Source organism: Phormidesmis sp. 146-33 (assembly GCF_052939515.1).
The window spans coordinates 1-18,297 of sequence record NZ_JBJPHU010000068.1; the positions used below are offsets into that span (position 1 = coordinate 1).

The 18,297-nt window shown below is 49.4% G+C and carries 15 protein-coding genes; 11 read left to right on the forward strand and 4 right to left on the reverse strand.

All coding sequences use genetic code 11. The features are described 5' to 3' along the window. The first annotated feature begins 184 nt into the window (after nucleotides 1-184). The 5 genes from ACJ2PR_RS22920 to ACJ2PR_RS22940 all read left to right on the forward strand — a co-directional run bounded on the left by ACJ2PR_RS22920 (nucleotide 185) and on the right by ACJ2PR_RS22940 (nucleotide 4,618). Complete coding sequence (locus ACJ2PR_RS22920; RefSeq protein WP_446878693.1) at nucleotides 185-334, forward strand: type II toxin-antitoxin system HicB family antitoxin; 150 nt, start codon at nucleotides 185-187, stop codon at nucleotides 332-334. Next, complete coding sequence (locus ACJ2PR_RS22925) at nucleotides 331-1,497, forward strand: hypothetical protein (RefSeq protein WP_446878694.1); 1,167 nt, start codon at nucleotides 331-333, stop codon at nucleotides 1,495-1,497. Before ACJ2PR_RS22920 ends, ACJ2PR_RS22925 begins: the two co-directional genes overlap by 4 nt. 189 nt (nucleotides 1,498-1,686) lie before the next feature. Then, nucleotides 1,687-2,637 carry a branched-chain amino acid ABC transporter permease gene (locus ACJ2PR_RS22930; RefSeq protein WP_446878695.1) on the forward strand — a complete coding sequence of 317 codons (951 nt, stop codon included), beginning with the start codon at nucleotides 1,687-1,689 and terminating at the stop codon, nucleotides 2,635-2,637. 65 nt (nucleotides 2,638-2,702) lie between these two features. After that, nucleotides 2,703-3,629 (forward strand): RluA family pseudouridine synthase, encoded by a 927-nt coding sequence (locus ACJ2PR_RS22935; protein WP_446878696.1) that lies wholly within the window; start codon nucleotides 2,703-2,705, stop codon nucleotides 3,627-3,629. Between the two features lie 371 nt (nucleotides 3,630-4,000). Then, nucleotides 4,001-4,618, forward strand: coding sequence for a phosphorylase (locus ACJ2PR_RS22940; protein ID WP_446878697.1), 618 nt, complete (start codon nucleotides 4,001-4,003; stop codon nucleotides 4,616-4,618). Here ACJ2PR_RS22940 and ACJ2PR_RS22945 read toward each other — a convergent pair. The 3 genes from ACJ2PR_RS22945 to ACJ2PR_RS22955 form a co-directional block, all read right to left on the reverse strand. Next, nucleotides 4,610-5,005 (reverse strand): RidA family protein, encoded by a 396-nt coding sequence (locus tag ACJ2PR_RS22945; RefSeq protein WP_446878698.1) that lies wholly within the window; start codon nucleotides 5,003-5,005, stop codon nucleotides 4,610-4,612. The genes ACJ2PR_RS22940 and ACJ2PR_RS22945 overlap by 9 nt on opposite strands. Nucleotides 5,006-5,032: 27 nt before the next feature. Beyond that, nucleotides 5,033-5,623, reverse strand: a complete 591-nt coding sequence (locus tag ACJ2PR_RS22950; protein WP_446875393.1) for a thylakoid membrane photosystem I accumulation factor — start codon at nucleotides 5,621-5,623, stop codon at nucleotides 5,033-5,035. 124 nt (nucleotides 5,624-5,747) lie between these two features. After that, complete coding sequence (locus ACJ2PR_RS22955; protein WP_446878699.1) at nucleotides 5,748-6,026, reverse strand: hypothetical protein; 279 nt, start codon at nucleotides 6,024-6,026, stop codon at nucleotides 5,748-5,750. 137 nt (nucleotides 6,027-6,163) lie between these two features. On the opposite strand from ACJ2PR_RS22955, the gene ACJ2PR_RS22960 reads away from it, so the two are divergent. From ACJ2PR_RS22960 to ligA, 3 genes are all read left to right on the forward strand, one after another. Then, the gene (locus ACJ2PR_RS22960) at nucleotides 6,164-8,911 is read left to right on the forward strand and encodes an ATP-binding protein (RefSeq protein ID WP_446878700.1); all 2,748 of its coding nucleotides are present in this window, start codon (nucleotides 6,164-6,166) and stop codon (nucleotides 8,909-8,911) included. A gap of 69 nt (nucleotides 8,912-8,980) precedes the next feature. Beyond that, nucleotides 8,981-10,270 carry a sensor histidine kinase gene (locus ACJ2PR_RS22965; RefSeq protein WP_446878701.1) on the forward strand — a complete coding sequence of 430 codons (1,290 nt, stop codon included), beginning with the start codon at nucleotides 8,981-8,983 and terminating at the stop codon, nucleotides 10,268-10,270. A gap of 49 nt (nucleotides 10,271-10,319) precedes the next feature. After that, nucleotides 10,320-12,371: an NAD-dependent DNA ligase LigA gene (gene ligA / locus ACJ2PR_RS22970; RefSeq protein WP_446878702.1), complete on the forward strand. Its 2,052-nt coding sequence runs from the start codon at nucleotides 10,320-10,322 to the stop codon at nucleotides 12,369-12,371. A 411-nt stretch (nucleotides 12,372-12,782) separates the two neighbouring features. Here the strand turns inward: ligA and ACJ2PR_RS22975 are convergent, their stop codons facing one another. Continuing rightward, the gene (locus tag ACJ2PR_RS22975; RefSeq protein ID WP_446878703.1) at nucleotides 12,783-14,753 is read right to left on the reverse strand and encodes a protein kinase domain-containing protein; all 1,971 of its coding nucleotides are present in this window, start codon (nucleotides 14,751-14,753) and stop codon (nucleotides 12,783-12,785) included. A 182-nt stretch (nucleotides 14,754-14,935) separates the two neighbouring features. On the opposite strand from ACJ2PR_RS22975, the gene ACJ2PR_RS22980 reads away from it, so the two are divergent. Genes ACJ2PR_RS22980 through truB form a run of 3 tightly spaced genes read left to right on the forward strand, consistent with a single transcriptional unit; the run spans nucleotide 14,936 to nucleotide 18,153 of the window. Then, on the forward strand, nucleotides 14,936-16,600 hold the full coding sequence (locus tag ACJ2PR_RS22980) for an alpha/beta hydrolase (RefSeq protein WP_446878704.1): 1,665 nt from the start codon (nucleotides 14,936-14,938) through the stop codon (nucleotides 16,598-16,600). A 54-nt stretch (nucleotides 16,601-16,654) separates the two neighbouring features. Then, complete coding sequence (locus ACJ2PR_RS22985; RefSeq protein WP_446878705.1) at nucleotides 16,655-17,197, forward strand: Uma2 family endonuclease; 543 nt, start codon at nucleotides 16,655-16,657, stop codon at nucleotides 17,195-17,197. A gap of 23 nt (nucleotides 17,198-17,220) precedes the next feature. Beyond that, nucleotides 17,221-18,153 carry a tRNA pseudouridine(55) synthase TruB gene (gene truB / locus ACJ2PR_RS22990; RefSeq protein WP_446878706.1) on the forward strand — a complete coding sequence of 311 codons (933 nt, stop codon included), beginning with the start codon at nucleotides 17,221-17,223 and terminating at the stop codon, nucleotides 18,151-18,153. Nucleotides 18,154-18,297: the final 144 nt, after the last annotated feature.

Genomic DNA, 18,297 nt, shown 5'->3' on the forward strand with positions numbered 1-18,297 from the left:
GTTGGGGGGCAGAAGCGCTGAAGACCGAAGCGAAAAACTCCCATCGAATTCACGTCTGATTATCGGTCTACGGTCTGTCTGACAGGGGTATGATTCTTTGTAGGGGCGATCACATCTGACTTGAAAACGCTAAGATTACCGTCCAAATCCTTCCTCTTGAGAAAACCTGAAGTTGAGGCATCTGATGAAAACTAAAGTGGTCATTCATGAGGCAGAAGCGGGAGGATTTTGGGCAGAAGTGCCAGCCATTCCAGGTTGCGCTACCCAAGGAGATACCTTTGAAGAGCTACTGCAAATCTATGAAGTGATCGAGGGTTGTTTAGAAGATGAATGACAACCGGATTCGATAACTTCTCGACAAGCGATCGCCTACAATCACAGTGTCAATATGCGGCTGGATGGCTAGAGATGACGCGATCGTGGACGGGCTGTTTGAAGGGATTTCTAGCGTTGATAGCCAGTTTGCTGCTAATGACGACGAGCGCGGATGCTAATGCGCCTGCACCCCCGTCTTATTTTTGGATGACGTTTCAAGGTCGAGATGCCAAAGCGGTCAACGTCGAGGGTGCCCAGTTTGTAGAATGTGCGACGAAGACATGCGATCGTCCCATCTTGTTAATGAATACAGGAATCTGTACCGGAGAAGATTGTTTAAAGTCGAGTCCCATTCTCAGCGCTCCGCATCGGTTTGATTGTGTGCAAAACACTTGCCTCTATGCAGAATCGCAGTTTAGCCAGCGATCGACTGGCCCTTATTACAAACTCATTGCTCAATTCGACGATCGCACCAAAACAACTCCCGCCTTCCCCTTAGATCTTCAGAATCCGTTGGTGGGCTATCCCAAACGTTTGAGCGTGACGGTGCAGCCTGATGACTTGACGATTGAAGTCGATCGCGCTCCCATGAAGCCCACTCGCTGGGAGATCTTCAGCATTGCGTTGGGCTTGACTCAAATCACAGAGCTAATCGTGGCGGCTTTGTGTCTGTGGGCATTCAAAGTTGAGCGAGATCTGTCGATTAAGATATTGGTCGCGATCGCATTCATCAATCTGCTAACTTTTCCAGTCGTCTGGTTTTTCTTTCCAGCGTTGCAGCCGTTTCAATACACCACGACACGAGTATTTGGAGTCTTGAGCTTGCTGATTGCGATCGGGTTCAGCATTTTTCTAGCCACCCGTCCAGAAATCACCATTAGAGCGCTGCAAAAAGTGTTTTTGGTCTGGTTACTTTCGCTGCCTGTGGTGTTAGCGATCGGCTTTGTCGTCGCACTCTTTTTAGGCTATGGTGAATCGCTGCCTCCCGCGACTGGCATTCCCTCACTGATCACGCTGCCTGCCTCTGAAATTTTTGCGGTGGGATGGGAGGCATGGCTGATTGATCGGTTGAGTCAAAAGCGGCTCTTATTCGCTCAGGTTCTCAGCCTCAGCTTGTTGATGAATGTGGTAAGTTTGATTCTCGGTTTGGTGTTGCTTCCTGCGATTCAACAGTTTGGTTAAGATCGAGCTTTTCCGCTGCGTTGTTTTGGGTCTCTGCCCCCCAACCCCCCAATTCTGGGGGACTTTTGGACAAGATTTTAAGACAAGCTTTTCGATTCAAAGTCCCTCACTCGTGGGGGATTTAGGGGGCGACCCGGATCTGTAACCGAAGCGAAGAGATTCATCGAACTCACATTTGTTAGTGATTATATGGATGCCACGATATTTTTACAGAATTTTTTGAATGGGTTGTCGATCGGTAGCATTTACGCCATTTTTGCATTAGGCTACACGTTGGTTTTTTCGATTTTAGGCATTATCAATTTTGCCCACGGGGCTATTTTTACGCTCGGTGCTTATTTTACTTACGCGCTGATGGGGGGTGCGTTTGGATTCAATGGTTTATTTGCAAATTTAGTGTTGCCGATCAAGTTACCGTTTTGGTTCGCAATTATTTTGGGAAGTGCGATCGCTGGCATTGTTTCTGTAATCATCGAACGATTTGCCTTCCGTCCTTTGCGTCGTCGAAAAGCCGATTCTTTGCTGACCGTGGTTTCTAGTTTGGGTGTTGCCGTTGTCATCGTGAATCTGATTCAATATCTGGTCGGCGCAGAAATCTACACCTTTCCCCCAGATACTTACGGAAACCTACCACCAGCGATTAACTTTGGCACCGATAGCAATCCTATTCCGATTCGCAGTGTGCAAGTGGTTATTTTCTTAGTGTCGGGTATTGTTCTCAGCATTCTGACTTACCTGATCAACGCAACCAAGTATGGCAAAGCGATGCGAGCCGTTGCCGAAGATCAGACAACCGCCAGTTTGTTGGGCATTAATCCCGATCGCTTCATCGTCCTCACGTTTTTTGTCAGCGGCTTTTTAGGCGGCATGGCAGGCACGCTCGTCGGCTCCAGTGTCAGCATTGCCGGCCCTTATTTTGGCATCGGATTTGGTCTCAAAGGGTTGGCGGTGATCGTGTTGGGCGGGTTGGGCAGCATTCCGGGAGCCGTCGTTGGAGGGTTAGCGATCGGCTTAGTCGAGGCCTTCGTTCCAAGCGACTTTTCTGCCTACAAAGATGCCGTTGCGTTTAGCATCTTATTTCTCATGCTGCTGATTAGACCCCAGGGATTGCTAGGACGATCGCTGATCCAAAAAGTTTGATGAACTGCAAAATTAGAAACTAGCATAGAAGTGAGATAGCTCAAACGTCCCATGCTCAAAGTTACATGTCCTTATTGACCGAAATTCAGGTTGAAGAAACGACCGATCGCCTCGATCGCTACCTCGCAGATGAGTTGGCAGATTTATCTCGATCGCGCGTCCAAAAACTGATCGAACAAGGACTCGTGCAGGTCAACGGAAAAGTTTGCACCTCCAAAAAAGCTGAAGTGAGAGAGGGCGATCTCATCCAGGTCGAGATTCCTGAAGCCCAACCGTTAGAGTTATTACCCGAAAACATTCCCCTCGACATTCTCTACGAAGATGACTCGTTACTGATTCTCAACAAACCTGCGGGAATGGTCGTGCATCCATCTGCGGGACACGAAACTGGTACGATGGTGAATGCTCTGTTAGCACATTGCTCAACGCTACCGGGAATCAATGGAGTGCAGCGTCCAGGAATCGTACATCGATTAGATAAAGACACCACAGGCGCGATCGCTGTCGCCAAAACCGAACAGGCGTTTCACCATTTGCAATCCCAATTTCGCGTCAAAACGGCTCGACGAGATTATCTGGCGATCGTCTACGGCGCACCCAGCACAGACAACGGAACCGTCGATCAGCCGATTGGACGGCACACCGTCGATCGCCAAAAAATGGCTATCATCCCCGAAGAAAAAGGCGGACGGCGAGCCATCACTCATTGGCACATCAAAGAACGCATCGGCAACTACACCCTCATCCACTTTGAGCTAGAAACAGGACGGACGCATCAAATTCGAGTGCATAGCGCTTTCATCGGGCATCCCATTGTCGGCGATCAGGTCTACGGGTCAGGACGGTCGATCGGCGTGAACCTCCCCGGTCAGGCCCTTCACGCTTGGCGGTTACGATTAATTCATCCCGTGACTCAAGAATGGGTCGAAGCGATCGCCCCGGCTCCCCGATCGTTAACCACGCTGCTAGAAGTTCTCAGACGCAGAGCTTAAGTTTTTTAACGACGCAAACTCTCTCTGGATAAGACCTTAAACTCTCCTATCTCAAAGTCTCTCAGAATTGGCAACTTGGGGGCAGAAGCACCAAACAACGAAGCAAAAAAACTGGATCGAATTATGTTTGAATGAGCCTGTTTGAAGAGTTGCTGTGAATGAGATTGATACCAAATTGATCTTTGAGTGCCACAGATCTTGGAGAGCAACCTAAATCTCCCACTTGTGCGGGACTTCAAGCCAAAGCAGTCTCGGATTCTCAAAGTCCCCCAGAATGGGGGATTTAGGGGGCGAAGGATCTGTAACATCAACAAATTGATTTGGTATGACTCATTTCTCAAAATTATCGTCTCTCAAAAAGGAGGTTTTATTTGCTAATTCTCGTTCCTCAAGGTGCAGAATATCAAGCGGTTTGTCGGGGCATCAAGCGCACGACCCATCCGCCTCAAGTGGTGCCGATTCCGGTGGGCATTGAGCCTGTGACTCGCTTTTTACAAACCTGGCAAACCTCCCAATCAGAAATTTTGGTCATGGGGCTGTGTGGCAGTTTGACGGCCCAGTTTCAAGTTGGCGATGTGGTTCTCTATCGTGAATGCGTGGATCAGTCGGGGACAATTTGGACGTGTGACGCTTCTCAATTTGAGAAAGTTGCTCCTGCTGTCAGAGCCTTGACCAGCGATCGCATTCTCACCTCAGCGATCGAAAAACGCAACTTAGGCAAGCTTCACCAATCCGCTGTCGTCGATATGGAAGGGATCGCCATTCTCAAGGGGTTGCCGGGTGCGTCCATTTCAATGCTGCGGGTGGTGAGTGACGATAGTGAGTACGATTTGCCCGATTTGTCAGGCGCGATCGATTCCCAAGGACGACTCCAACCACTGCCTTTAGCGATGGGACTAATCAAGCAACCGATCGCCGCCACTCGTCTAATTCACGGTTCTCTCAAAGGGCTACAAACCTTACAAAGCCTGACTGCAAGCTTATTCTGAAATCACGGCAATACAATCCACCTCGACCAATACATTTTTGGGCAAGCGAGACACTTCGACACAGGCACGAGCGGGAGCCGTCGCCTCATCAAAATATTGACCATAAACCGCATTGACGGCGGCAAAATCATTCATATCTGCCAAAAAGACCGTCGTCTTGACCACATCTTCGAGGGTTGCTCCCGCCGCTTCTAAAATGGCTTTGAGACTGTTCATGGCGCGCTCAGTTTGCTTGGCAACATCGCCTTCGCCAACGATCGTACCCGTCATCGGATCAAGAGCAATCTGACCCGCAACAAAGACCATCTGACCTTGGGCGGCGATCGCTTGATTATAAGGGCCCACAGGCGCAGGCGCGGAATCTGTTTGAATAATTTTGCGAGACATACGAGTTTTGAGAAAGTTTTGAGAAGGCTATTTTTTGGCAGGGGCGGGGGGCACGAGTTCGGTGTTGACTTCGTTGACCTGGCGACGTTTTAAAGGAACGGATTCTTCTCGTGGCAATAGGTCAAACACTTTGCGAAATGCATCGTCAATTTGCTCGTAGGGAATCGCCCCCGTTTCATTCAAAACCACCTTACCAGACTGGTCAAACCCAACCGTCTGAGGCACGTAGCCCTTGTAATAGTAGCCCGCTTCGGTCGGCTCATATTTGTCTTTGATCGGCAACGAATCGATGCGAATTGCCAGAATATCACTCGCTCGACCATAAAACGCTTGAAACTGCGAAACAACGGTCGAATACTGCTTACAGTCGCTACTGTCGTCGGTATACAGCACCAGCAAAGTCGGTTTTTTTTGCTTGAGCGAGTCTGCCAGCGAGATCTTGGGCGGCACGAGAGACCCATTTCCGGCGTAGAGCGCAAAAATGTCACCATCATAGCGATCGTCGGTCAAGCCAGCCATCGCCGGAAGCGGAAACAGGAGGCAGACGATCGTCACCAGCGAAAACAAAACCGTCAAAAGGCGAGGGATTGATCGAAGAGACTTTGATCGAAGAGACATAGCGTTAGAAATTACAAGGTCAACATGCTACTCCTATTGTGTGACCTCAAGGGAACATGCTCAAACTTTAGCGGCCAAGGAATGTGAATTTAATAAAGCCAAAGATTACAGAATTCTGAATTGATCACTCAACTTGCTCTCTCTCTGGCTTACGAATGGTAAACGAGATTGGCCGCGGCGCTTTGGGGGGTTCAAGTTCGATCGGTTCTGACACAGACGCATCCAAAAACTCATCAGGCAGCAAGTTAAACGGAAAACTAGCGCGTCGATCGTAGTTAGAGGCGATCGCTAGAAAGGCTCCACCCAAAATGAATACGGGCAGCGGCAGCGAAAGATGCTTCATCCACTGAAACAATTCTGATAGGGCAAACAGCACAAAAAAACTCGCTAACCAAACCTGCATCGTTAACACCACAAGTACATATCTACCAGGCAGAATACTCGATTCTACAAATTTTGCAACCGCATCGCCTCAGATGAATTTGGTATGAATCAAGATCCACTGGGCACACTGGCTTACAAAATATAGCTTGCGCCATCATGGGCTTCAGACTTCCCCAAAAATTTCCCCTTCGCTTTGTTTTAGTTATACCGTTTCTGTTGCAGACTTCTACGGCGGTTGGGCTAGTGGGATATTTTTCCTTTAGAAACGGACAGCAAGCCGTCAATGACCTGGCGCACCAGATGATGAACAAGGTGAACAACCTCGTCGATCAGCATCTTGACAGCTATTTAGCCACTCCTCACAAAATTGCCCAAACCAACGGAGACGCGATCGACCTTAAGCTACTCGACACTCAGGACTCAAAAACGCTGGGTCAGTTCTTCTGGAAACAGATGCAAAGTTTCGATATAGGCTACATTCTCTACGGCTCCAAGACAGGAGAGTTTGCTGCCGCTGGATACTTCTTCAACAACGATCGCGTCTCCATCAACGAAGTCTCGCCTCGGCAGCATCAAAATGGCGACCTCTACACCTACGACGCAGACAGTCAGGGAAATCGCATCAAGTTAGCCGACATCGCCAAAGACTACGCCTTTCAAAAAGAAGGCTGGTACAAAGCGGCATTTGAAGCTAAGAAACCCGTTTGGAGCGCAATCTATCAGTGGGAGACGGCTCCCTATCCGCTGTCGATCGCCGCCAGTCGCCCTGTCTATGATCGCAACCAGAATCTGATCGGAGCGATCGGCGTTGAGCAGCGTCTTTCTCAAGTGAGTGACTTTTTACGTCAGCTTAAAATCAGTCCGTCTGGCAAAGCCTTTATTTTAGAGCGCAATGGCTTATTGGTAGCCGCTTCTAGCACCGAGCAGCCTTTCACCATTGTTAACGACAAACCGCAGCGACTTAGCGCGATCGACGTGGGTGATCCCCTCATTCAGGCAGCCAGTCAGCAGTTGGTCGCGCGTCTTAGTGACCTCAATAAAGTGCAGGACAGCCAGCAATTTGAATTTTTGCTTGATGGTCAGCGGCAGTTTGTGCAAGTGAGTCCGTGGCGCGATCGCTGGGGATTGGATTGGCTGGTAGTCGTGGCGGTTCCCGAAGCTGATTTTATGGGACAGATCAACGCCAACACGCGCACCACGATTTTGCTGTGTCTGGGTGCTTTGGGCGTGGCGACTGTTTTGGGCATCTACACCTCTCGCTGGATTGCCCGACCCATTTTGCAACTCAGTCAAGCCTCCGAAGCCCTGGACTCACACGTCGCTGATAGCACCAAGACCGGATTGGCTCAACCCGTCGAGGTCAAAGGAATTGGCGAACTCGAAACCCTGGCCCACTCGTTTAACCAGATGGCAACTCAGCTACGATCCTCGTTTGAGGAGTTAGAAATTCGGGTCGAGGCGCGCACTCTGGAACTCAAACAAGCCAAAGAATCCGCCGACAGCGCCAACAGTGCCAAGAGTGATTTTCTGGCGAATATGAGCCATGAGCTTCGGACTCCACTCAACGGCATTTTGGGCTATGCCCAGATTCTTCAGCGTGACAAAACGGCGACCGTCAAGCAAAAAGACGGCATCAGCATCATTCACCAGTGCGGTTCACATTTGCTGACGTTGATTAATGACATTCTTGACCTGTCTAAAATCGAAGCCCGCAAGCTCGAACTGTCTGCCAAAGATTTCTCGATCGACTCCTTCCTCACAAGCATTGTTGAAATCTGTCGCATTCGGGCCGAGCAAAAAGAAATTGCGTTTACCTACGAAGTGCTCAATCAACTACCCAAAGCCGTCTTTGCCGATGAGAAACGGTTGCGTCAGGTGTTGATCAATCTGTTGGGGAATGCGATTAAGTTTACCGATCGTGGCAAAGTCACCTTCAAAGTGGGCGTAGTCGGAGAGTCTCCCAAATCGTCTGAACCCTCAGAGGCGGACGTTCCAAAAATTCGCTTTCAGATCGAAGATACGGGCGTGGGCATGACTCCCCGACAGATCGAGAAAATCTTTTTGCCCTTTGAGCAAGTGGGCGACAAACAGCGCATGACCGAAGGCACCGGACTCGGACTCGCTATCAGTCAGCAAATTGTAGAACTGATGGGCAGCCAAATTCAAGTCGAAAGCATTGCGGGACAGGGCAGCAGATTTTGGTTTGATGTCGAGCTACCCGAATCAGACCAATGGATTGAAACCGACGGCAAAGCGAGTCACAACATCGTGGGCTACCAGGGGCGCAGACAAACGATTCTCGTCGTGGACGATCGCTGGGAAAATCGCTCTGTCATTCTCAATCTCCTGGCTCCGCTAGGATTTGACCTCATAGAAGCCGCCAACGGACAAGAAGGACTGAATCAAGCGATCGCTCAACCCCCCGATCTGATTCTCACGGATTTGGTGATGCCTGTGATGACGGGTTTTGAGATGGCGCAGCAGGTGAGGTCGTTGCCCAACTTTCAAACCGTGCCGATCATTGCGTCTTCTGCCAGTGTGTTTAACTTCGATCGTCAACAAAGTCAGGACTCAGGCTGTAATGATTTTCTCCCCAAGCCTGTGCAGTCAGAAGAGTTGTTTGAGCAGCTTCAGCGCCATCTCTATTTGACGTGGATCTATGAAGAGACAACCGTGTTGAAACCAGTCAATCCGCCGATTGAGTCCTCGACGATTCCCACTCGCGAAGAACTGGCAGATCTCTATGGGGCGGCTCTCATCGGTGACATCAACGCAATCAAGCAGGCAGCCCTCAAACTACAATCACTCGATCCCACTTACCAGGCTTTTTCTGAACAAATTCTACAACTGGCCGACGAAATGGACGAAGAAGCCATCTTTAAACGAGTCCAGCAGTTTGTCTAAAGCGCAGTGAACTTCTAGCGATCGCAGTCCTTTTGTTTCTACTCTTTGTCTCTTTATCTACTTCGACCCATGTCCATTCACCAAGCCCTGATTCTTGTTGTAGACGATAACTCAACCAATATCAAAGTGCTGTTTGATGTGTTGCAAGAAGCCAGCTATCGGGTGCTGGTGGCCAAGAATGGAGAAAGCGCGATCGCCAAGCTACAAGCCGTTTCGCCGGATCTGATTTTGCTCGATGTGATGATGCCGGGAATCGATGGATTTGAAACTTGTCGTCGCCTCAAAGCCTCAGAACACACTCAAACTATTCCAGTTATTTTTACAACAGCGCTAACGGACGTAGCCGACAAAGTAAAAGGATTTAGCCTCGGCGCGGTAGACTACATCACCAAACCTTTTCGTCGAGAAGAAGTGCTGGCCCGCGTCCAGATGCATCTAAAGCTGCGTCACCTCAACCAGGCACTCGAACAGCGGGTGTCCGAACGAACGATCGAGCTATCCGAGGCACTGACCAAACTCCAGGATTCTCAACTACAACTGGTGCAGAGTGAAAAAATGTCGGCTCTGGGGCAATTGGTGGCAGGGGTTGCCCACGAAATCAACAATCCCGTCGGAGCCGTTAGAGGCAATCTGGTTCATGCAGGCACTTATCTACAAGATCTCATGCAGCATTTGCAGCTTTATCAACAACAAGCGTCTGAAACAGAAATCGCAGACCATGCGGCAGAAATTGAGCTAGATTACCTGCTCGAAGATTTGCCCAAAATGCTGAAATCGATGAAAGAGAGTGTCGATCGCATTCAAAATATCAGTGTGTCGTTGAGAACTTTTTCTCGAACAGATGGGGAGGTCAAAGTTGCGGCAGATCTGCACGAAGGACTAGACAGTACGCTGATGATTCTCAAGCATCGACTCAAAGCCAGTAGTCAGCATCCGGATATTGAAGTAGTGCAACAGTATGGTGATTTGCCGCTGGTTAGTTGCTTTCCGGGGCTGCTCAATCAGGTGTTTATGAATTTGTTGGCGAATGCGATCGACGCGCTAGAAGAATCGAACCACGATCGCAGCTTTGACGACATTAAAGCTTCTCCCAATCAAATCACCCTGCACACCGAAGCAAACCATCATCAGGTCAAAATCTCTATCCACGACAACGGCATCGGCATGACAGACGACGTAAAGCAGAAAATTTTTGATTACCTGTTTACCACCAAACCGATCGGCAAAGGGACGGGAATCGGGTTAGCGATCGCCCATCAGATCATCGTCGAAAAACATCAAGGTACCCTGGAGGTACGATCTGAATTAGGGCAGGGTTCAACGTTTATAATAACGATTCCATTGATGCAAAACGGGTAAATTAGTGGTACGCAATTACTATAATTGCAAGTGGTGTAGATAGGTAGATATGGACTCGTTAGAACAAGCAACCCCCGAAATCAAGCAGCGGGTGCAAGAATTAACCAAGATTCTGCAAAAAGCCAGCTATGACTACCACATTCTGGACGCGCCAACGATCGAGGATGCTGTCTACGATCGCCTCTACCACGAACTGCTAGACCTCGAAACCCGCCACCCCGAATTGATTTCGCCCGACAGCCCAACTCAGCGCGTGGGAGAGCGTCCTGCTAGTCAGTTCAATTCGGTTAAGCACAACGTACCGCTTTACAGTTTAGAAAATGCCTTTGGCAACGATGATCTGAGCTTGTGGGAACAGCGCTGGAAACGAGTCGCGCCCGATGTCATCGAGTTTGATTATGTGTGTGAACTCAAGATTGATGGGTCAGCGATCGCCCTCACCTACGAGAATGGCGTTTTGGTCAGAGGGACGACGAGAGGCGACGGCATTTCTGGCGAAGAGATCACGCAAAATGTGAAGACGATTCGATCGATTCCCCTCCGTCTGAATCTAGAAAATCCGCCTGCTTTGATCGAAGTCCGAGGTGAAGCCTTTCTACCCTTAGACTCCTTTGAGCAAATCAACCGAGACCGCGAACAAGCCGGAGAATCGCTCTTTGCCAACCCCCGCAACGCCGCCGCCGGAACGCTCAGACAGCTAGACCCCCGCATCGTCGCCCAACGAAGATTAGATTTTTTCGCCTACACGCTGCATCTAGGCTCTAATTCCTCAACTCCTCACTCCTCACTCCTCACTCCTCACTCTCAATGGGAAGCCTTGGAACTGCTCAAAACAATGGGCTTTCGCGTCAATCCGGAGCGGCAGCGGTGCAGCACGATCGACGATGTAAAAGCCTACTGTGATCATTGGGCGATCGCTCGGACTCAACTGCGCTACATGACGGATGGCGTGGTGGTTAAGATCAATTCCTTTACGCTTCAAGAACAACTCGGCTTTACGCAAAAGTTTCCGCGCTGGGCGATCGCCCTCAAGTATCCTGCCGAAGAAGCGCCCACGATCGTCGAAAATATCAGCCTGAATGTGGGACGAACTGGAGCCATTACGCCCGTTGCAGACCTTCGTCCGGTGCAGTTAGCGGGAACGACTGTTGCCAGAGCCACGCTGCATAACCGCGATCGCATTGCTGAGTTAGATATTCGGATCGGGGACACGGCGATCGTGCGTAAAGCGGGCGAGATCATTCCTGAAGTGGTGCGAATTTTGCCAGAGTTGCGGCCGGCGGGTGCTAAACCGTTTGAAATGCCGACTCATTGCCCGGAGTGTAGTGAACCTGTGGTCAAGCCTGAAGACGAAGCCGTGACGCGCTGTATTAATCTTTCTTGTCCAGCGATTTTGCGGGGGGCGCTGACTCATTGGGCGAGTCGAGGCGTTTTGGACATTGACAGCGTGGGCGAAAAATTGGTCATGCAACTGGTGGATCAGAAGCTAGTTCGGTCGGTCGCTGATCTCTATGAGTTGACGGTTGAACAATTGCTGACGCTCGATCGCATGGGCAAAAAGTCAGCCGAGAAAATAGTCAAATCGATTCAGGCATCTAAGTCTCAGCCCTGGTCACGAGTGCTGTATGGGTTGGGAATCCGGCATGTGGGCAGCGTGAATGCTCAGGTTTTGACGCAGACGTTTCCCAATGTGGAGCAACTGTCCCAGGCTTCTCCAGAAGCGATCGCCGCCGTCTATGGAATTGGGTCTGAGATTGCTCAATCGGTGTATCAATGGTTTCAAAATCACGCCAATCAAGTGTTAATTGAAAGGCTGCGATCGGCGGGTCTGCAATTAGCGGGCGAGGTCAAAACCCCACAGGCGCAAACTGCCATCACTGGAAAAGTCTTTGTAGTAACTGGAACGCTCCCAACTTTGAAGCGAGATGAGGCTAAGTCACTGATTCAAAAAGCGGGCGGCAAGGTGACAGATTCGGTGAGCAAAAAAACGGATTATGTGGTTGTGGGTGAAGAGGCGGGTTCTAAGTTAGAAAAAGCCCAATCTTTAGGAATTTCTCTCCTTTCGGAAGCAGAATTATTAGCGCTATTAGAGTCAAGTTGACGACAATTTGATGAAGTTTTTTCGCTTCGATGTGTAGCGCTTCTGCCCCCTAAATCCTCCATTCTAGGGGACTCTCAGGATCACGAACTAAATAACTTCGTAGGTTGAGTTGAAGCATGAAACCTAACACCACGTGAATTCGATAAGAGGTTTTCCGCTTCGTTGTTCACGGCTTCTGCCCCCCAACCCCCCAACTTTGGGGGACTTTAAGAGAGGAATTCTGGTTCAAAGTCCCTCACTCGTGGGGGATTTAGGGGGCGTTCCTAGATCTAAAAGCGAAGCGAAGCGTTCATCGAACTGACGTTAACATCCTAGCAATCGTTGGGTTTCGCAAGGCTCTACCCAATCTACAGAAGTCGATGTTATTTAGTTTGCGTTCCTTAGATAAGATTTTAGCGAATTGATTTGAGATTAAGGGTCAATTAATAAGTGGTTTTGTCGTTCTTCTTGATGTTTTTTGCGCCTGTAAAGTAAGTTTCTCACTGGCTTAAAATATCTCATTAGCGTTAGAAAAAATGCGCCATTGCTGACTGCTACAACGAGGGAAAAAAGCAGAAATTGATCCTTTGAAATCCAGAGTGCGCCCCAACTGATTCCGGCGACGATCGCCAACAAAAGAATCCCTAAAGCCGTCACTTTCTTAAATCCTCGTTGACCAAACGATCGCAAAATTCGTCCTGTACTGGTACCGATCGCAGGAATCCAGAGCAACAGTTGGCGAATGACTCGAAAGCTCACCCAAAAGAGAATTTTTGTGACCAGTGCTGCGACCAATAAAGGAGCAAAGCGATCGTACCAGCTCTCCGTCACCCAGTCGCGAATGACGACCCAAACAATGCCAAACAGCGTCCCAAATAACAGTCCGTCAAAGGCTGCAAACAACCGAATTTCGGTGAATAAAGCAACGCTATCTAAAGCACAAAATAGTTTAGCGGTTGGAAACAACCCTCGTAAAACTGACCACCCGATCGCCCATCCGACTGCCGAGATTTCAAACGCATCGGGTAGCGCAACTCCCGAAAAGATTAGCGTATAAACGGTTGCGACAATAGGAATGATGGGAATAGAGGCAATAAAAACACCTATCAGATGAGCGTAGGGCAGAGTGTGGTTGACCGCAAGTGGCGCAATTTTTTGAACTTTGATTGTTAGCTCATACTGACTCGGCTCGGTATTTGTTTTGAGAATTAGAGCACGATCGTAAACCAGATTTGACATTAAATATTCAGGATTAATCGTCAGGTTGAATTGAATTTTGGTTTCGTGATTTTTAAGTTTGGTGCTAAATCTTTCTGGAGAAATTGTAATCCAGGTCAGGCGATCAACCGGAACAACCCATTCTCCCTTAAAGCTTGTGTAAGGAGTTGCATTGACAATCTCGATCGCTTGAGTAAGCTGTGCGGAATTAGTTTGTAAATCGGCTTCTGTAAACGTGAATTCTAACCGCGATCGAGAAACCATAATTTTGGGCAGCAAATCTAGATAAACGTCGTGGGCTGACTGATAGCGATCTTTGGCGATCGGCTCCAACAAATGATTCAAAACTTGTTTTAGCTGAGGCGTGATTTGGCAGCGGTTTAACGCTTCTTGCCACCAGGATTGGCTTTGAAAAAGCTGTTCGATCGCTTGAGGAGATTTCCCAGTGAGTAAGTGTAAGCAAGTTGCGCCCAAACTATATAAATCACTGGCAGCCGAGGCACGACCTGAAATTTGCTCGATCGCTGCATAGCCTTCAGTAAAAACTCGCGTTCCAGGCTTACCTGCATTAGTTTCGGTAAATTTTTTGGCTACTCCAAAGTCGATCAACACAAGCTGATTGTCGTCAGTTCGGCGCATAATATTTTCAGGCTTGATGTCTCGATGAATCACATTTCGCCCATGCACTCGCTCGATTATGGGTAACAGTTCTCTCAAAAAACGACGAATCTGAATCTCATCAAAACTTCCTTTTTGTTGCAGTTCTTCTAATAGATTTGTTCCTCGAATATATTCTTGAACCATGTATAAATATTTGGGAGCCGACTGTCCCTTGGGTTGCCCCATTTGCTCCAATTCTTGCTCAAAATAATCGAATAATGTGGGAATTTGAGGATGATGTCCCAATTCAGACAGCCGCGCCGCTTCTTCTCGAAAAAGCCTTAAGAAAGTTGTCAGTGCAGCGGGATTTTTTTGTACTTCGATCGGAGGCAATAACTGCTTGACCACACAGTGACGATTTGCTTGAGTATCCTCTGACAAAAAAACCTTTCCCCAGCCGCCTTTTCCTAATAGTTGAATCGCTCGATAGCGCTCCATCAACATCAATTTTGCACCACAACTTTGACAGTAGTTTTGACCACCGATCGCAGGAGATTTACACCGAGGATTAAAGCAATAGCCCATTCTTAATCACAATGACAAAGGATGCTTTCAGTAGATAAAAACCAACTTGAGAGCAATTAGAATAACCTGGAAGTAATTCTCAGGGAACGTTGCTCTCTAAGCGTCGAGGTACGGCACAATTAATTATGCCTGCTGCAAAGCAATTTAAGAAATCACCCTCACGGCTTACTCTTGGGCACTTTATGAACGATCGCGCCTCTCATCGGATTCGTCAAACCGCAGGTCAGTTGCTCAAACGAATGGGCTGGGGACTGTTGCCCGTGGTTTTGATGACTCACCCGGCACTCAGCGCTGAACGGCTCTACTTATCTTATGGGCTACTGGAGCGATCGATTTCCGTGTCTGCTCTCGAAGCTTATGCCCAAAGAGGCGAACTGGACGAAGATTTGCTCGTTTATGCTCAGTACGCCAAGCCCCAAGATTTGCAAAACCTGCGAAAAGCCCTGGTTGCACGGGCAGATTTAACCCCGATCGCCGTCTCTCAGTTTCTCTACACGCCTCAAGGCGAAATTTTGCTGCGACGATTGGGGCAGGTGATTCAGCCAGAGTCTCGCGATCCGGGGTTTTTTGCGATTCGGGCGGCTCTAATTTTGGCATCCGACGATCCCCAGGGATTGACTCCTCTGAATGTGTTTCGCAAATTTCCGACCCGTGGAATTCGCATTGATTTGCAGCGGAGTCTTGAGATTGCCGGAAACCTCGAACAGATTGTCACCCAGACCAACCGCGCCACCACGACGATCGCCCAACTAGCCACCCAGGAACCTGCCCCCCCTCTACAGGGCATCAGCGATTTGGGCACAAGAGGCCCCTCCCCCTGGCAAAAAACAACCCTGAAGCTGATCGATCGCCGTCGAGGGTTTGTCACGGCTTTGGGACGCGATCGGATCTTTCCCGTCGATGTCTATTTGCCGCAGAGTCGGGGCGATCGTCGCGGGCAGATTCCTGTCATTGTGATTTCTCATGGGTTAGGTTCCGATCGAGAAACCTTCCGATATCTGGCAGAACACCTCGCCTCTCATGGGTTTGCGGTTGCCGTTCCCGAACATCCGGGCAGCAGTGCCAAACAAACTCAGGCGTTGTTAGCGGGCGTGGCTAGTGACGTTGCAGAACCCAGCGAATTTGTCGATCGTCCCCTGGACATTAAATATCTGCTGGATGAATTGACTCGCCTCGCAAAGTCTGATTCTCGTTACAAACGGCTCAATCTCCAAGAAGTGGGGGTTTTTGGACAATCGTTTGGCGGCTACACGGTACTTGCCCTAGCGGGTGCCTCAATTAACTTTGAGCAATTACAAAAGGACTGCAACCCGACTGCCCTGGACGATACGCTCAATATTTCTCTCTTGTTACAGTGTCGAGCGATCGCGCTACCTCAAATCAATTACGATCTGTCTGATCCGCGAGTCAAAGCGATCATTGCCATGAATCCGGTGAACAGTGGCATTTTGGGTCAAGCAGGTCTCAACCAAATTAAAATTCCTACCATGATAATTGGCGGGAACGCAGACACGGTTGCTCCGGCGCTACCCGAACAGATTATTCCTTTTACCTGGTTACAGACCGTCGATCGCTATCTGGTTCTCATCGATCGGGCGACTCATTTCTCAGCCCTGGCAGACTCCAAAAATGATGCGTTTGTTTTGCCGCCTGATGTGGTGGGCCCGACTCCTGCTGTCGCTCGTCGCTACACAAATGCGCTCAGTCTGGCCTTTTTTCAAACCTACATCGCCAATCAGTCCAGCTATCGTCCTTATCTATCTGCCGCCTACACAAGCATTCTCAGTCAGGGGCCCTTGCGGTTGAGCTTGATTCGATCGCTGAGTGCCGACCAGATCGCAAAATAAAAGATGCCAGTTCAAAATAAAGCATAGACTCAAAAATCCTCTTTGGGAGGCAATATGTTACTCACCGCCAAAGACCTGGAAATGCTTCAGGGAGAGCATCCCGACTTAAAGACGGAATTGGTTTCTGGAGAAATTATTGTCAGGAGTCCATCGGGCTACGAATCAGACGAAGTGGCGTTTGAGTTTGGCGCTCAGTTGCAAAATTGGGTTAGACCTCAGAAACTTGGTCGAGTCACCGAGTCGATCGCTGGATTTGTGTTGCCCAATTCTGATACTTGTGCCCCAGATGTTTCGTTTGTGCAAGCCGATCGACTGCGCCGAAGTCCCCGATCGTTTGCCGAGTTGACCCTAGATCTGATGGTCGAAGTGAAGTCTCCGAGTGACAGTCTGACCAAGTTGAGAAACAAAATCGATCAATTCCTCACCCTGGGAACTAGAGTAGGAATCTTGATCAGTCCTGAAGGTCGATCGCTTGAAATTTGTCGCTCTAATCAGGATGCCGTCGTCCTGCATGATGGAGAGACGTTGACCGTTCCCGATTTGCTTCCAGGTTGGGAAGTGCAGATTTCTGATCTTTGGGCACCTGAGTTTGATTAATTGTCCCTGTGTAGATTTTGCTTGTGAATGGTTTTATAAATCTCAACAAACCTGCTGGCTTTACGTCTCATGACTGTGTGGCCAAAGTGCGACGGCTGCTCAACACCAAGCGAGTCGGACATGCGGGCACCCTCGATCCGGCTGCGACGGGTGTGTTACCGATCGCCCTCGGTCGTGCCACTCGACTACTTCAATATTTGCGGCAAAACAAAGCCTATCGGGCCACGATTCGGTTAGGAATCACAACCGCTACAGACGATTTGGAAGGGGAAGTTTTGACGCATCAAGCCGTTCCTGACCTTACTTTGGAAAGCGTCAAAGCGCAGTTACCTCAGTTTGCGGGCAAGATTCAGCAGGTGCCGCCAAACTATAGTGCGATTCAGGTACAGGGAAAGCGGCTCTATGATCTGGCCCGATCGGGACAAGCAATCGACGTGGCTGCCCGATCGGTCGAAGTTCATCAAATCGAAGTGCTGGATTGGCGACCGGGTGATTTTCCAGAATTGGAGTTGGCGATCGCCTGTGGGCCGGGGACGTATATTCGAGCGATCGCCCGTGATTTGGGAGCCGCTTTGCAGACGGGCGCGACGTTGGCAGCTCTCATTCGCACAGAAAGCAGTGGGTTTGTGCTGTCAGAGAGTTTGACGATCGAGGCGTTAGCGGCTCAGATTGAAGCGGGCCAATTTTCTCCCCTGTCGCCGGAGGTAGCGCTGTCTCATGTGCCGATTGTCACGCTGTCTGCGGAAACGGCTCAACGCTGGTGTTGGGGTCAAAAAGTAGCCACCGATGAAGTTTTGATCAATTTGACCAATCAGCACTCAGCCGCCAGAGTTAGTCATCCGTCGATCGTGCAAATTCGCCATGAGGACGATCGATTTTTGGGCATCGCACAGCAGGTCGAGTCGTTTGATAACATTCTGCTGGTTCCTCAAATGGTGTTCGATCCGATGCAGTAAACCGACGTGAATTTACGTGAATTCGATGAAATACTTCGCTCCGACTGCAAATTCGGGAACGCCCCCTAAATCCCTCACTCGTGGGGGATTTAGGAGGCTTCCCAAGATTGGTAACTTCTCTGCTAGAAATCTCCTTAGATCGAA

Excerpts from the sequence above, each read along its gene's own strand:
- ACJ2PR_RS22920 (WP_446878693.1), top strand. The coding sequence starts at position 185 with ATGAAAACTAAAGTGGTCATTCATGAGGCAGAAGCGGGAGGATTTTGG.
- ACJ2PR_RS22945 (WP_446878698.1), bottom strand. The coding sequence starts at position 5,005 with ATGTCTCGCAAAATTATTCAAACAGATTCCGCGCCTGCGCCTGTGGGC.
- ACJ2PR_RS22985 (WP_446878705.1), top strand. The coding sequence starts at position 16,655 with ATGTTACTCACCGCCAAAGACCTGGAAATGCTTCAGGGAGAGCATCCC.
- ACJ2PR_RS22935 (WP_446878696.1), top strand. The coding sequence starts at position 2,703 with ATGTCCTTATTGACCGAAATTCAGGTTGAAGAAACGACCGATCGCCTC.
- ACJ2PR_RS22930 (WP_446878695.1), top strand. The coding sequence starts at position 1,687 with ATGGATGCCACGATATTTTTACAGAATTTTTTGAATGGGTTGTCGATC.
- ACJ2PR_RS22980 (WP_446878704.1), top strand. The coding sequence starts at position 14,936 with ATGAACGATCGCGCCTCTCATCGGATTCGTCAAACCGCAGGTCAGTTG.
- ACJ2PR_RS22965 (WP_446878701.1), top strand. The coding sequence starts at position 8,981 with ATGTCCATTCACCAAGCCCTGATTCTTGTTGTAGACGATAACTCAACC.
- ACJ2PR_RS22975 (WP_446878703.1), bottom strand. The coding sequence starts at position 14,753 with ATGGGCTATTGCTTTAATCCTCGGTGTAAATCTCCTGCGATCGGTGGT.
- ACJ2PR_RS22950 (WP_446875393.1), bottom strand. The coding sequence starts at position 5,623 with ATGTCTCTTCGATCAAAGTCTCTTCGATCAATCCCTCGCCTTTTGACG.
- ACJ2PR_RS22925 (WP_446878694.1), top strand. The coding sequence starts at position 331 with ATGACAACCGGATTCGATAACTTCTCGACAAGCGATCGCCTACAATCA.
- ACJ2PR_RS22960 (WP_446878700.1), top strand. The coding sequence starts at position 6,164 with ATGGGCTTCAGACTTCCCCAAAAATTTCCCCTTCGCTTTGTTTTAGTT.
- ACJ2PR_RS22955 (WP_446878699.1), bottom strand. The coding sequence starts at position 6,026 with ATGCAGGTTTGGTTAGCGAGTTTTTTTGTGCTGTTTGCCCTATCAGAA.
- ligA (WP_446878702.1), top strand. The coding sequence starts at position 10,320 with ATGGACTCGTTAGAACAAGCAACCCCCGAAATCAAGCAGCGGGTGCAA.